General features: G+C 54.8%; 10 protein-coding genes. 7 read left to right on the forward strand and 3 right to left on the reverse strand.

The window, feature by feature from the left end; genetic code table 11:
- Positions 1–77: 77 nt before the first annotated feature.
- From INT84_RS14445 to ppiA, 3 genes are all read right to left on the reverse strand, one after another.
- Complete coding sequence (locus INT84_RS14445) at positions 78–680, reverse strand: putative adenosine monophosphate-protein transferase Fic (RefSeq protein ID WP_194207338.1); 603 nt, start codon at positions 678–680, stop codon at positions 78–80.
- A complete protein-coding gene (locus INT84_RS14450; RefSeq protein WP_194207339.1) occupies positions 670–837 on the reverse strand; it encodes a YhfG family protein in 168 nt (55 codons plus the stop codon). The genes INT84_RS14445 and INT84_RS14450 overlap by 11 nt, the downstream gene beginning before the upstream one ends.
- 106 nt (positions 838–943) lie before the next feature.
- Positions 944–1,516 (reverse strand): peptidylprolyl isomerase A, encoded by a 573-nt coding sequence (ppiA, locus tag INT84_RS14455; protein WP_176916764.1) that lies wholly within the window; start codon positions 1,514–1,516, stop codon positions 944–946.
- 278 nt (positions 1,517–1,794) lie between these two features.
- On the opposite strand from ppiA, the gene tsgA reads away from it, so the two are divergent.
- The 7 genes from tsgA to INT84_RS14490 all read left to right on the forward strand — a co-directional run bounded on the left by tsgA (position 1,795) and on the right by INT84_RS14490 (position 14,668).
- On the forward strand, positions 1,795–2,976 hold the full coding sequence (gene tsgA / locus INT84_RS14460) for an MFS transporter TsgA (protein WP_194207340.1): 1,182 nt from the start codon (positions 1,795–1,797) through the stop codon (positions 2,974–2,976).
- A gap of 282 nt (positions 2,977–3,258) precedes the next feature.
- Complete coding sequence (nirB, locus tag INT84_RS14465; RefSeq protein WP_194207341.1) at positions 3,259–5,802, forward strand: nitrite reductase large subunit NirB; 2,544 nt, start codon at positions 3,259–3,261, stop codon at positions 5,800–5,802.
- Positions 5,799–6,125, forward strand: coding sequence for a nitrite reductase small subunit NirD (nirD, locus tag INT84_RS14470; RefSeq protein WP_194207342.1), 327 nt, complete (start codon positions 5,799–5,801; stop codon positions 6,123–6,125). The genes nirB and nirD overlap by 4 nt, the downstream gene beginning before the upstream one ends.
- Before the next feature lie 94 nt (positions 6,126–6,219).
- Entirely contained in the window at positions 6,220–7,026 is an 807-nt protein-coding gene (nirC, locus tag INT84_RS14475; RefSeq protein WP_194207343.1) for a nitrite transporter NirC, read from the forward strand.
- Between the two features lie 13 nt (positions 7,027–7,039).
- Positions 7,040–8,413, forward strand: coding sequence for a siroheme synthase CysG (gene cysG, locus INT84_RS14480; protein ID WP_194207344.1), 1,374 nt, complete (start codon positions 7,040–7,042; stop codon positions 8,411–8,413).
- 302 nt (positions 8,414–8,715) lie between these two features.
- Complete coding sequence (locus tag INT84_RS14485; RefSeq protein WP_194207345.1) at positions 8,716–14,280, forward strand: autotransporter adhesin BigA; 5,565 nt, start codon at positions 8,716–8,718, stop codon at positions 14,278–14,280.
- Positions 14,281–14,497: 217 nt separating this feature from the next.
- Positions 14,498–14,668, forward strand: a complete 171-nt coding sequence (locus INT84_RS14490; RefSeq protein ID WP_194207346.1) for a YhfL family protein — start codon at positions 14,498–14,500, stop codon at positions 14,666–14,668.
- Positions 14,669–14,682: the final 14 nt, after the last annotated feature.

Here is a 14,682-nt window from a genome sequence, read left to right on the forward strand (position 1 = left end):
TTCCGTTCGCGACATTTTAGCTTAACTCCCCCGCACGGCTGCGGATATCGCCGATCCGTGCGGAGTCTTAATGGCCGTTATGCCGATTCACCCGCCTCGCTCACCACGTCGGCGAAAATCGCTTCCAGCGGCGCGAGATCGCCCATAGCGCCGCTCTGGTTGGCCTGCCGCCAGGCTTCGACGTCAATATCCCGCCAGTCGAGCACATAGCCCGCGTGGATCGCCAGCTGTTCGAAGAAGATACGCTGCGCCAGACCGTTGCCGAGGCGGAAAGGATGCAGGACGTTAATCTCGCAGTAGTAGTGCGCCAGACGGGCGATAAATTCGCTTTTCTCCAGCCCCGTCAAATACTCCTCCTCTTCCAGCGCCTGCATCAGGGCATTGCCTTCGTTTTCGATATACTGGAAATTACAAAAACGTGTGTCGTCCTTGTAAATGTCGATCTCCCGCAGTTGCCCGGCCCAGTCGAAAACATCCTGATAGAGATGGCGGTGAATGGCGCAAAGATGCGGTAGTCCCCGAACCTGGGGCCCCAGATCAATAGTGGCCGCCCGCAACGCGGTCAGCTCATACGCCGCCTGTTCCAGGCGTTTATCCTGACGAATGCCGAGCCGGTTACGCAGCACGTTTATGCCAGGATAAAGATAAGGGTCGCGCCCGTCACCGTATTTATCGCTCATAGTGCCTCCTGAGTTCCTCAAGGCGCGCCAGTGCCTCTTCCCCTGTCAACGACTGCAAAGGAATATCGACGCCCTCAAGCCGCCGGCTGGCCTGGAAATTTTCATTACGCCGTTGTTCCCAGAGACGGGTTTTTTGTTTGTCAGTGAGCTTTTTCATGCTGACCTCCCTGATTGTGCCCTTATGTGCCTCAAGTATAAGCATCATTTTCAGGTTACGCAGGGAAGCAGGATGACGCGGATCGGGCGATCCGCGTCGGAAACGGTTACGGCAGCACTTTCGCTGACAGGATCACAATCGGTTTTGACGGTACGTTCTGATAAGGACCGACATCGTGCGTAGGTACCTGGGAAATTTTATCGGCAACGTCCATGCCCTTCACGACTTTGGCAAAAACGGCGTAACCGAAGTCGCGCTGGCCATGATCGAGGAAGGCGTTATCCGCAACGTTGATGAAAAACTGGCTGGTGGCGCTGTCTTTGTCGGCAGTACGCGCCATCGCAACGGTGCCGCGGGTATTACGTAAGCCGTTGTCCGCTTCGTTTTTAATCGGCGGATTCGGCTGCTTCTGCTGCATCTGCTCATTAAAACCGCCGCCCTGCACCATAAAGCCTGGGATCACGCGGTGAAAGGTGGTGTTGTTATAGAAGCCGCTATTGACGTAATCAAGAAAGTTTTTGACCGAAACCGGCGCTTTCTGGCTATCCAGCTCCAGCTCAATATTGCCCGCCGAGGTCGTTAACAGGACGTGCGGGTCGCCTTTTGCAGCGAGCGCTGCCGGAGAGAGTGCTGAGAGTGTGAAAACGGTAACAACCGCAGCCAGAGTGGTTTTGAGCATGTGATTTCCTTAACGGGAGCAGCAACGAAAGCAAGTGGCTTGATTCTAAAGAGGCTTTCCCCCCCAGGCCAGCCTTTTACTTAATTTTACGATGCTGAAACAGTTGTAACTGCCTTAACGGTGTTACGCCGGATAACATAATGTGATTAACATCACGATAACGAATGTAAACGTGCAAACTTTTTGTAATAAAGATTTAAATGCGTCACTTGATTGCATAAAATCTATCCGCCCGGCGCAAAGTCAACGCGCTTTACATATCTATTCACAGGCCAGACATGACTAACAGCAACAGAATCAAGCTCACATGGATAAGCTTTTTCTCCTATGCACTTACCGGTGCACTGGTGATTGTCACCGGAGTGGTGATGGGCGATATCGCCAACTATTTTCACCTGCCCGTTTCCAGCATGAGTAACACCTTCACTTTTCTTAACGCAGGGATCCTGATTTCTATCTTCCTGAATGCCTGGCTGATGGAAATCGTGCCGCTGAAAACGCAGCTGCGCTTTGGCTTCGTGCTGATGGTGCTGGCGGTTGCCGGACTCATGCTCAGCCATAGTCTTGCCCTCTTCTCTGCCGCCATGTTTGTGCTGGGGCTGGTGAGCGGGATTACCATGTCGATTGGTACCTTCCTCGTTACGCAGATGTATGAAGGCCGTCAGCGCGGTTCGCGCCTGCTGTTTACCGACTCCTTCTTCAGCATGGCAGGGATGATTTTCCCGATGGTCGCCGCTTACCTGCTGGCGCGTAGCATCGAATGGTACTGGGTGTATGCCTGCATCGGCCTGGTGTACGTGGCGATTTTCATCCTGACCTTCGGCTGTGAATTCCCGGCGCTGGGTAAACATGCGCCGAAAGAGAACCAGCCGGTTACGCGGGAAAAATGGGGCATCGGCGTTCTGTTTTTGTCCATCGCAGCGCTGTGCTACATCCTTGGCCAGTTAGGTTTCATCTCCTGGGTGCCGGAATATGCGAAAGCCCTCGGAATGAACCTCAACGATGGCAGTAAGCTGGTCAGCGATTTCTGGATGTCATACATGGTTGGTATGTGGGTATTCAGTTTTGTTCTGCGCTTCTTCGACCTGCAACGCATTCTGACCGTGCTGGCCGGGATAGCAACGGTACTGATGTATTTCTTCATCAAGGCCCAGCCGGAGCATATGCCGTGGTTTATTCTGACGCTTGGTTTCTTCTCCAGCGCCATCTACACCACTATCATTACCCTCGGATCGCAGCAAACTAAATTGCCGTCGCCTAAGCTGGTTAACTTTATTCTGACCTGCGGGACCATCGGCACCATGCTGACCTTTATCGTGACCGGCCCTATCGTGGCGCACAGCGGCCCACAGGCAGCGCTTTTGACGGCAAACGGTCTTTATGCTGTGGTGTTCGTGATGTGTCTGGCGCTGGGTTTTGTCACTCGCCATCGTCAGCATACCGTGGCAACTTCGCACTAATCTTTCCCACCCCTTTTCGTTCTGAAAAGGGGTTTCATTTTCCTCCCTCCAAATGTGTACTTCCTGTTAACTTAGGGAGTATTTGCTATTGCTTAAAAACCTCACAATTTGCCTGCAAATTAATCAAAAAAGAAAAGCCAGCATTATCCGCCACTTATAAAAATCCTGACAAATCAGTTATCTACCCATTAAGTAGTAGTAAAAGGCGCATTTGATCTACATCAATAAGTGCCGTTGCTGAATCGTTAAGGTAGACGTATTAGAATAGAAATCGAGGCAAAAATGAGCAAAGTCAGACTCGCAATTATCGGTAACGGCATGGTTGGCCATCGCTTTGTTGAGGATCTCCTTGATAAAGCCCCGGCGGACCAGTTCGATATTACCGTGTTCTGTGAAGAACCCCGCATCGCCTACGACCGCGTCCACCTGTCATCTTATTTTTCACATCATACCGCTGAAGAACTTTCGCTGGTACGCGAAGGCTTTTATGAAAAACATGGCATCAAGGTGCTGATTGGCGAACGTGCAATCACCATCAACCGCCAGGAGAAAGTCATTCACTCCAGCGCCGGGCGTACCGTCTTTTATGACAAGCTGATTATGGCGACCGGCTCCTATCCGTGGATCCCGCCGATTAAAGGATCTGAGACTCAGGACTGCTTTGTTTACCGCACTATTGAAGACCTCAATGCGATTGAAGCCTGCGCCCGTCGCAGCAAACGCGGCGCGGTAGTTGGCGGCGGCCTGCTCGGTCTGGAAGCCGCGGGCGCACTGAAAAACCTCGGCGTGGAAACCCACGTGATTGAATTCGCGCCAATGCTGATGGCGGAACAGCTGGACCAGATGGGCGGCGAGCAACTGCGCCGTAAGATCGAAAGCATGGGCGTACGCGTCCACACCAGCAAAAACACCAAAGAGATCGTCCAGGAAGGCGTTGAAGCGCGGAAAACCATGCGCTTCGCCGACGGCAGCGATCTGGAAGTCGATTTCATCGTTTTCTCAACCGGTATCCGTCCACGCGACAAATTAGCTACCCAGTGTGGCCTGGCCGTCGCACAGCGCGGCGGGATTATCATTAACGATACCTGCCAGACCTCTGACCCGGATATTTACGCGATTGGCGAATGCGCCAGCTGGACCAACCGGGTTTACGGTCTGGTCGCGCCGGGCTACAAAATGGCGCAGGTGGCGGTTGATCATATCCTCGGCACGCCGAACATCTTTGAAGGGGCCGACCTCAGCGCCAAGCTGAAACTGCTGGGCGTGGACGTGGGCGGTATCGGCGACGCGCATGGCCGCACGCCGGGCGCACGTAGCTATGTCTACCTGGATGAAAGCAAAGAAGTCTACAAACGTCTTATCGTCAGCCCGGATAATAAAACGCTGCTCGGCGCGGTACTGGTCGGCGACACCAGCGATTTCGGCAACCTGCTCCAGCTGGTGCTGAACGCCATTGAACTGCCGGAAAACCCGGACGCGCTGATCCTCCCCGCTCACGCGGCGGGCGGCAAACCGTCCATCGGCGTTGATAAACTGCCGGATAGCGCGCAAATTTGTTCCTGCTTCGACGTCACCAAAGGCATGCTGATTTCGGCCATCAATAAAGGCTGTCATACCGTGGCCGCGCTGAAAGCAGAAACCAAAGCCGGTACCGGCTGCGGCGGCTGTATTCCGCTGGTGACTCAGGTGCTGAACGCTGAACTGGCGAAACAGGGCATCGAAGTGAACCACAACCTGTGCGAACACTTTGCCTTCTCCCGTCAGGAGCTGTACCACCTGATCCGCGTTGAGGGGATCAAATCCTTCGACGAACTGCTGAAAAAATACGGCAAAGGCTACGGCTGCGAAGTCTGTAAACCGACCGTCGGCTCGCTGCTGGCCTCGTGCTGGAACGACTATATTCTGCAACCGGAGCACACCTCATTACAGGATACTAACGATAACTTCCTCGCTAACATCCAGAAAGACGGTACCTACTCGGTGATCCCGCGCTCTGCTGGCGGCGAAATCACACCGGAAGGGCTGATGGAAGTGGGCCGCATCGCCCGCGAATTTAACCTGTACACCAAAATTACCGGCTCCCAGCGTATCGGCCTGTTTGGCGCGCAGAAAGACGACCTGCCGGAAATCTGGCGTCAGTTGATCGAGGCGGGCTTCGAAACCGGACACGCCTATGCCAAAGCCCTGCGCATGGCGAAAACCTGCGTCGGCAGCACCTGGTGCCGTTACGGCGTTGGCGACAGCGTTGGCTTCGGCGTCGAGCTGGAAAACCGCTACAAGGGCATTCGTACCCCGCACAAAATGAAATTCGGCGTCTCCGGCTGTACTCGCGAATGTGCGGAAGCCCAGGGTAAAGACGTGGGCATCATCGCCACCGAAAAAGGCTGGAACCTGTACGTCTGCGGTAACGGCGGGATGAAACCGCGCCATGCGGACCTGCTGGCGGCGGATCTCGATCGCGACACGCTGCTGCACTATCTCGACCGTTTCATGATGTTCTATATCCGCACCGCCGATAAGCTGACCCGTACAGCCTCCTGGCTGGAAAGCCTTGAAGGCGGCATCGACTACGTGCGCAGCGTCATCATCGACGACAAACTTGGCATTAATATGCAGCTTGAAGCGGAGATGGCCCGTCTGCGTGACGCGGTAATTTGCGAATGGACTGAGACCGTGAATACGCCTGCGGCGCAGGTTCGCTTCAAACACTTTATCAATAGCGATCAGCGCGACCCGAACGTTCAGGTCGTCCCGGAACGCGCCCAGCATCGCCCGGCTACGCCGTATGAGCGTATTCCGGTCACTCTGGTGGAGGAAACCGCATGAGCCAGTGGCACACTATCTGCAAACTTGATGACATCATCCCGGCAACCGGCGTCTGTGCATTAGCCGGATCGGAACAGGTCGCGATTTTTCGTCCGCGAGCCGATGACCAGGTGTTTGCTATCAGCAATATCGACCCGTTTTTTAACGCCAGCGTGCTGTCACGCGGTCTGATTGCCGAACACCAGCAGGAGCTGTGGGTGGCAAGCCCGCTGAAAAAACAGCGCTTCCGCCTGCGCGACGGGCTGTGTCTGGAAGATGAGAGTTATTCGGTAAAACATTTCGATACGCGCGTAAAAGAGGGTGCGGTTCAGATTCGGGTGTAACGCTTTCCCCCTCACCCCGGCCCTCTCCCTCAGGGAGAGGGTTATTTTCGCTTTTTTTACTTTTTTATTTTTCATTACCTTCAGGATAATCAATATGTTTACCGACACGATTAACAAGTGTGCGGCCAACGCTGCGCGCATCGCACGCCTCAACAGTAATAATCCTTTGGGCTTCTGGATAAGTTCCGCCATGGCGGGCGCTTATGTAGGACTGGGGATCATCCTCATCTTTACCCTTGGCAACCTCCTCGATCCCGCCGTGCGTCCGCTGGTGATGGGCGCGACGTTTGGCATCGCCTTAACGCTGGTCATCATCGCCGGGTCCGAGCTTTTCACCGGCCACACCATGTTCCTGACCCTTGGCGTTAAAGCGGGCACCATCAGTCAGCGCCAGATGTGGGCGATTCTGCCGCAGACCTGGCTTGGCAATTTAATCGGTTCGGTCTTCGTCGCCCTGCTTTACCACTGGGGCGGCGGCAGCCTTCTCCCGCTGGATACCAGCCTGGTGCATACCGTCGCGCTGGCAAAAACCGCCGCGCCGGCTTCGGTGCTGTTCTTTAAAGGCGCGCTGTGCAACTGGCTGGTTTGCCTCGCGATCTGGATGGCAATTCGTACCGAAGGCGCGGCGAAATTTCTCGCTATCTGGTGGTGCCTGCTGGCCTTTATTGCCTCCGGCTATGAGCACTCTGTCGCCAATATGACGCTGTTCGCCCTCTCCTGGTTTGGCCACCATAGCGATGCCTACACGCTGGCCGGTATCGGTCATAACCTGCTGTGGGTAACGCTGGGCAATACCTTCTCCGGGGCAGTGTTTATGGGCTTAGGTTACTGGTATGCTACGCCGCGCGCCGAACGTCCAGCACCCGCCACATCGGCCACACAAGCAACCGTCAGCCAGTAAATAAGGAACCGCCGTGGACCATTTGCCCATTTTTTGTCAGTTACGCGACCGTGCCTGCCTGCTCGTTGGCGGCGGCGACGTCGCTGAACGTAAAGCGCGACTACTGCTGGAAGCGGGCGCACGGCTTACGGTTAATGCACTCGCTTTTGTGCCGCAGTTTACGGTGTGGGAAAACGCGGACATGCTCACCCTGGCGGAGGGCGAATTTGCCGAATCGCTGCTGGATGAGAGCTGGCTGGTGATTGCTGCCACGGATGACGCTGAGGTTAACCAGCGGGTCAGCGATGCTGCCGAGGCACGGCGCATTTTTTGTAACGTAGTGGATGCGCCGAAGCAGGCCAGTTTTATTATGCCGTCGATCATCGATCGCTCGCCGCTGATGGTGGCTGTCTCCTCCGGCGGTACCTCGCCGGTGCTGGCGCGCCTGCTGCGCGAGAAGCTGGAATCCCTGCTACCGCAGCATCTGGGTCAGGTGGCAAAATACGCCGGACAACTGCGTGCGCGGGTGAAAAAGCAGTACGCCACCATGAGCGAACGCCGTCGCTTCTGGGAAAAACTGTTTGTGAACGATCGGCTGGCACAGTCGCTGGCGAATCAGGATCGGCAGGCGATTGAGACAACAACCGAGCAACTGCTGAACGAGCCACTGGATCATCGCGGTGAAGTAGTGCTGGTGGGCGCAGGCCCTGGCGATCCGGGGCTATTAACGCTGAAAGGATTACAACAGATCCAGCAGGCGGATATCGTAGTCTATGACAGGCTGGTGTCTGACGAGATCATGAATCTGGTGCGCCGCGATGCCGACCGGGTTTTCGTCGGCAAGCGTGCGGGCTACCACTGCGTGCCACAGGAAGAAATTAACCAGATCCTGCTGCGCGAGGCGCAAAAAGGCAAACGCGTGGTGCGTCTTAAAGGCGGCGATCCGTTTATCTTCGGGCGCGGTGGCGAAGAGCTGGAAACGCTATGCCAGGCCAATATTCCGTTCTCCGTGGTACCGGGCATTACTGCCGCCTCCGGCTGTTCCGCCTATGCCGGTATTCCCCTCACCCACCGCGATTATGCGCAAAGCGTGCGGCTGGTCACCGGACACCTGAAAACCGGCAGTGACCTGGACTGGAAAAACCTTGCGGCAGAAAAGCAGACGCTGGTGTTTTATATGGGGCTGAATCAGGCGGCCGGTATTCAGGAAAACCTGATTCATTTCGGCATGTCCGCCGTTATGCCGGTCGCGCTGGTCGAAAACGGTACCGCCGTTAAACAGCGCGTAGTCAGTGGCGTCCTTTCACAGTTAAGCGAGCTGGCACAGCACGTTGAAAGCCCGGCGTTGATTATTGTAGGCCAGGTCGTAGGGCTGCGCGACAAGCTTAACTGGTTCTCAGGCCATTGATAAAAATTATGCTATATCATTCATGACATCTATTTATCCAGTCATTATAAAGCTGATTATTTCTTAAATCAGCTTTTATTTTTTCTACATTTATTCATTCTATAAATTATTAAAACGCCATTACAGCGAATATTACGCTCTGCATCCCTTACCCTGCGCATAAAACATTAATAACGCGAATATCACACAAACGCCTAATATATTGACAGGCATTGGGTATAGCGTGACAAGAGAATAAACTATTCGCTTATAAATTTATCTCAACCCCCTCCCTATACTGCCTCTATCAGAAGGACGATATTATGCAAAGGAAAAAATTGCTGGCAATCGGTATAGCCATTGCGCTGCAAAGCTATTATTACCCGGCAATGGCCACTGAAAATACCGATGAAAATAAAAAATGCCCTACCAACATCTCCTCTTTGTCACAAGCTGAGCGCGACAAACTCCCTAAAGAGTGCCTTGTGGGCGTTGTAGCCCAGGACGATCATAAATGGGCATGGGTCGCTGGCGGCATAGCGGCGCTGGCCACCGGTGCGGCAATAGGTATAAACGATCACGACGGCGGCTCGCATCACAGCGACAATACGCCCCAGCCCACTCCCGATCCTGATCCGACGCCAGATCCGACCCCGGACCCAACGCCTGACCCAACGCCCGATCCCGACCCAACACCCGATCCCGACCCAACGCCTGACCCGGACCCTACGCCTGACGACACCGTCATCCATTACAGTAACGGCGTCACGTTCAGTAAGGGTGAGACATCGCTGTCCTTCGACGACATTAAGCTGGATAACGGCGAGCATACCGGCGCAGCCACACTCAGCTATTCTGAGCAAAACGATCAATGGCAGCTCACCACTGAAGATGGCAAAACGCTGAACGTCTCCGGCTGGAACGTCACCGATGCTAACGCCGCCGTCATCGAAGGCACGCAGGGTAACAGCGGCCTGTACTGGAAATACGACAGCCGGGGTTATCTGATCCTGGCCGATGAGCAAACTCAGGTCATTACCGGAGACGGTGAAAAGCACCAGACCGACCGTGGAATAACCCTCAGCGGCAAAAACAAAACCGGGGTAATTATTTCCGGTGACCGAACAGAAAACACGCTGACGGGGGACTCTACCGTCACCGACGGCGCGGTAGGGCTGGTGATCTCCGGCGATGACACCATTAACGCTATTTCAGGCTCTACCACGGTGGATGGGGCTATCGGCGCGCTGATTTCCGGGGAAAACAGCACCAATACCTTTGCCGGTAATATCAATATTACCGGCGGCGGCACCGGTATGATTATCGATGGCAACAGGGTGATTGTTGATAACACCGGTATTTCCACTATCAGCGGCGCAGACTCTATCGGCTCGGTCATTATCGGCAATAACGCGCAGCTCAAGAACCATGGCGAACTGAGCGTCCTCGACGGCGCAACCGGGGCGGAAATTTACGGCGATGATGCGCTGGTGCTTAATACCGGGCCGTCTACGGTCGATGGCGCAGCCTCCACGGGGCTGTATATTGAGGGTGACAATGCGCAGGTTATCAATGACGGTAACCAGACCATCTCCGGCGGCGGCACGGGCACCCACATCGTCGGCGACAACGCCAGCATATTTAATACGGGTGATATAACCATCGACGGCGCAGGCTCTACCGCCACCATTATTGATGGCGATAATGCGGAGCTGGAACAGTACGGCGATCTGCTGGTCACTAACGGCGCGACGGGCCTCATCACCTCTGGGGCAAACGGTAAACTCACCAACGAAGGTGAGACGACTGTCCATGACGCAGGCTCCGTTGGCTTCGTCGTATCGGGTCAACAGAACACCTTCAGCAACAGGGGCGGCATCAACGTCAGCCTCAACGGTATCGGCACCCAGGTTAGCGGCTCGTCGTCGCTGGTCGATTTGACTGGCGATATTAACGTTAACGCAGCCAAAGACAACGACGGGGTTTTCCGTGGCGCAACTGGCGTTAATGTTTCCGGCGACGACAACACGACCACGATTACCGGTAGCGTCAATGTTAACGGCGACTATGCCAGTAACGACCATCTTCACTACGGCGATGTATTAACCGGCGTCGTTGTCAACGGCAAAAATAATACCGTTACGCTGGATGGTACCATGAACCTCCACGTTGACGATCGGTCAACCGTCAGCGACCAGGCTCTGCAAACTATCGGCCTCAATGTCGACGGCGATGGCAATACCGTGAACATTCTGGACGGTATCAATATTGATTATTCGCAGGTTGATGGTTCGCATAACACCAACGCAACAGGGATATCTATCGACGGCCAAAGCACGGTAACGTTAAGCGGAAAATCCACGGTAGATATGACCAGTATTTCGGGCGGCGCGGCCATTATGGCGAGGGTCAAAAACGGCGGTTCGTTGACGATTACCGACGACGCCATGATTGATATTAACGCCAACTATATAAACAGCATCTATTACACCTCTGACAACGCCCTGCTGATAGCCGAGGGGCAAGGATCGTCCGTTGTGAATCAGGGCGATATTACCAGCCACGGCCCTGACAGCATTCTCCTCGCTAAAAACGGCGCGTCCATGGAAAACAGCGGCAATATCCTTATCTACGCTCCCCCCAGCGAAGGCCAGGATCGCGCCGTCATTGCCCGCGCCAGCCAAAAAGACTCCGTTATTTATAACAAGCGCGGCGGCGATATCACTATCATCTCCAGTCAGAAACCCGTTAAGCACGGCGGCATCGACTTTTATCCGGCATATTGGTACACCCATATTTTTTACGCCATGCTGTCAGATAACTACGGCAGCGTGGTAAATGAGAAAGGCGCTACTATCCATTTACAGGGTGCGGGGGTTTATGGCGTCAGCGCCAGTAAAGGGACGGCGCTGAACGAAGGCGATATCTATCTGGATGGTTTTGTTCCGACGCTGGATGACAAAGGGAATATCGTCAGCACCGCCTACTCGAAACCAGCCGAGCTCATGGTGACCAGTTCCGGGATGGTCGCCGGGTCGACCGAAAGTGGCCGCGGCAACGCGACCGTTACCAATACCGGAAACATTACGGTAAACAATGCCGGGTTCGGCATGATGGCGCTTAACGGCGGCACCGCCATCAACCAGGGCACCATTACATTAACCGCCGATGAAGGCGTTACCGAAACCGATGCCAACCAGCTGGTCGGCATGGCGGCATTCAACGGCGGTACGGTGGTTAACGACGTCAGCGGCACCATCAACATTGATGCGAGCTTCGCTAAGCCCTTCCTGGTCAGCGGCAGCGGCATCGTCGTTAACTACGGTAAGGTCTGCATACTGAATAACTGCCAGGAGAGTGACAAATACAACCCGACTGACGGCAACGTGTCATTGTCAATGAAAGAGGGCGACGTCATCACGGCGGCCGGGGAAACGCTCGCAGGTAAGGCTGTCATAACCGATCCGCTGGCGACGGATACGGTACACGTCACCAATGCCGGTACGGTGAGCGGCGGCAAAGTCGTGGTTAAAAACCACGGCGATGTGACCAACGAATCCACCGGCAGTATCAGTACGGTGAGCATTGAGACCGGGGGGATTTATACCAACGACGGCACAACGGGCGCGGTCTCCGTGGACGGCGGCGTGTTTAACAATACCGGCACCGTGACCGGGAAAACCGGCACCACGATAGGCGGCTCCATCATCAACAACAGCGGTTCGATGGCGAGCGTTGAGCAGTGGGCCAGCACCATGAACAACGCCGGTCTGGTTAAGGACTGGAAAGGGGCATCCGCCAGCGCGGTGCTGAACAATAACGTTGGCGGCGAGGTGGATAAGCTGACCTTTACCGATGCCGCCACCGTCAATAACGCCGGAATCATTAAAAATGGTACGGTGGATAAAAAAGGCACGCTCAATAACCTTGAAGGCGGCGTGATGACGCTGGCCAAAAACGCACTGTGGGCAGGAGAGTTCAACAACTGGGGAACGGTCAACAGCGACGCAGATATTGCCACGGGTGGTAACGGGCACACGTTGTACAACGGTACAACCGGCGTCATCAACGGCCAGATTACCACGGTGAAGAATAACGGCGGCAGTAAGGCTATCAATGACGGCACCATCAACATCGATAAAAGCGGCAATGTGGCGATGTCGGCCCACGGCAGCGCGAAGATGGTCAACAACGGCACCATCAACGTGGGTAGCGAAGGCACCACGCAGACCGATATGATCGGGATGCAGCTGGAGTCCGACGCCAAAGCTGACGCAGTCGTTGAAAACAACGGCGAGATTAATATTTATGCCAATAATTCCTACGCTTTCAGCCAGTTAGGCAGTAACGGCCATATCGTCAATAACGGCACCGTGGTTATTGCCGACGGCGTGACTGGCTCCGGCCTCATTAAGCAGAGCGATAAAACCATCGAAGGCAGCGGCGAAGGCGGCGACGGCAACGACGTTCACTACGTTGACTTCACCGCACCGACGGAACCCACCATTGACCCGAACGCCACGATCGCAGAGACAAACGATACGGCAGACGGTGGCGCTTCCTCCGGCTCCTTTAATTTGTCTGGCTACGTAGTCGGTACCCGTGCCGACGGCAGCACCGGTAAACTGAAGGTGAACAACGCCAGCATGGATGGCGTCGGTATCAACACCGGCTTTACCGCCGGTACTGCCGATACCACCGTTAACTTCGATAATGTCGTTGAGGGCAGCAACCTGTCCGACGCCGGGGCCATTCAGTCCACCTCTGTGGTATGGAACGCTCAGGGCAGCACCGACAGCGAGGGCAATGTTGACGTCACCATGACCAAAAACGCCTATGTGGACGTGGCGACCGACGGCTCCGTTAACGATGTCGCTAAAGCGCTCGATGCGAGCTATACCAACAATGAACTGTTCACCAGTCTCAACGTCGGTACTACCGCTGAACTGAATAGCGCCCTGAAGCAGGTCAGCGGCAGCCAGGCCACCACCGTGTTCCGTGAAGCCCGCGTATTAAGCAACCGCTTTAACATGCTGGCCGACGCCGCGCCGCAGATGAGCAATGGTCTCGCCTTCAACGTCGTGGCAAAAGGCGATCCGCGCGCTGAACTGGGTAACGATACCCAGTACGACATGCTGGCGCTGCGCCAGAAGCTGGACTTAACCGCAAGCCAGGACCTGACGCTGGAGTACGGTATCGCCCGTCTCGACGGCGACGGTTCGCAGAAAGCGGGCGACAACGGCGTTACAGGCGGTTACAGCCAGTTCTTCGGTCTGAAGCACAGCATGGCGTTCGACAACGGCATGAGCTGGAATAATGCCCTGCGCTATGACGTTCACAACCTCGACAGCAGCCGCTCCGTCTCCTATGGCGACGTCAGCAAGGTGGCCGATTCCGACGCGCGTCAGCAGTATATGGAGTTCCGCAGCGAGGGGGCGAAGACCTTCACGCTGATGGACGACGCGCTGAAAGTGACGCCGTATGCGGGCGTTAAACTGCGTCACACCATGGAGGACGGCTACAAAGAGCGCAGCGGCGGTGACTTCAACCTGTCGATGAACTCTGGCAACGAAACTGCCGTGGACTCCATCGTCGGCCTGAAACTGGACTACGCGGGCAAAGACGGCTGGAGCGCCAATATGACGCTGGAAGGCGGTCCGAACCTGAGCTACAGCAAGAGCCAGCGCACCGCTTCGCTACAGGGTGCGGCAGGCCAGTCGTTCAGCGTGGATGACGGCCAGAAAGGCGGCGGCGTGAACAGCCTGGCAACGGTTGGCGTGAAGTACGGTAGCAACGACAGCGCGCTGCATCTGGATGCCTATCAGTGGAAAGAGGATGGCATCAGCGATAAAGGCTTTATGCTGAACTTTAAGAAAACATTCCGTTAATTAAATAATCACCCTGGCCCGGAAGAGATGGTATTACTCTCCGGGCCATTTACTCGCTCTTCACTAATATGTCACCGTTAACCATACTTTACTGGCAGTATAAAGTCCTGATCAGGACTATTTCTGATAAGTATTTATTGTTATGGTGTCAGCGAAAAATGGATTTTTTCCATTTATTCCCTCGTTATATGAATATTGTCCCAAGAAGGATTTTGACATGTTAAAAGTTGTAAAAATCGCTATGGTTGCTGGTGTTCTGGCAACCCTGACCGCATGTACTGGTCATATCGAAAACAAAAAGAACAACTGTAGCTATGATTATTTACTGCACCCGGCAATTTCTATTTCCAAAATTATCGGTGGTTGCGGTCCGGCTGCCGATCAGTAATCGACAGTCTTATA

It is taken from the genome of Superficieibacter sp. 1612_C1, from assembly GCF_015234305.1.
GTDB lineage: Bacteria > Pseudomonadota > Gammaproteobacteria > Enterobacterales > Enterobacteriaceae > Superficieibacter.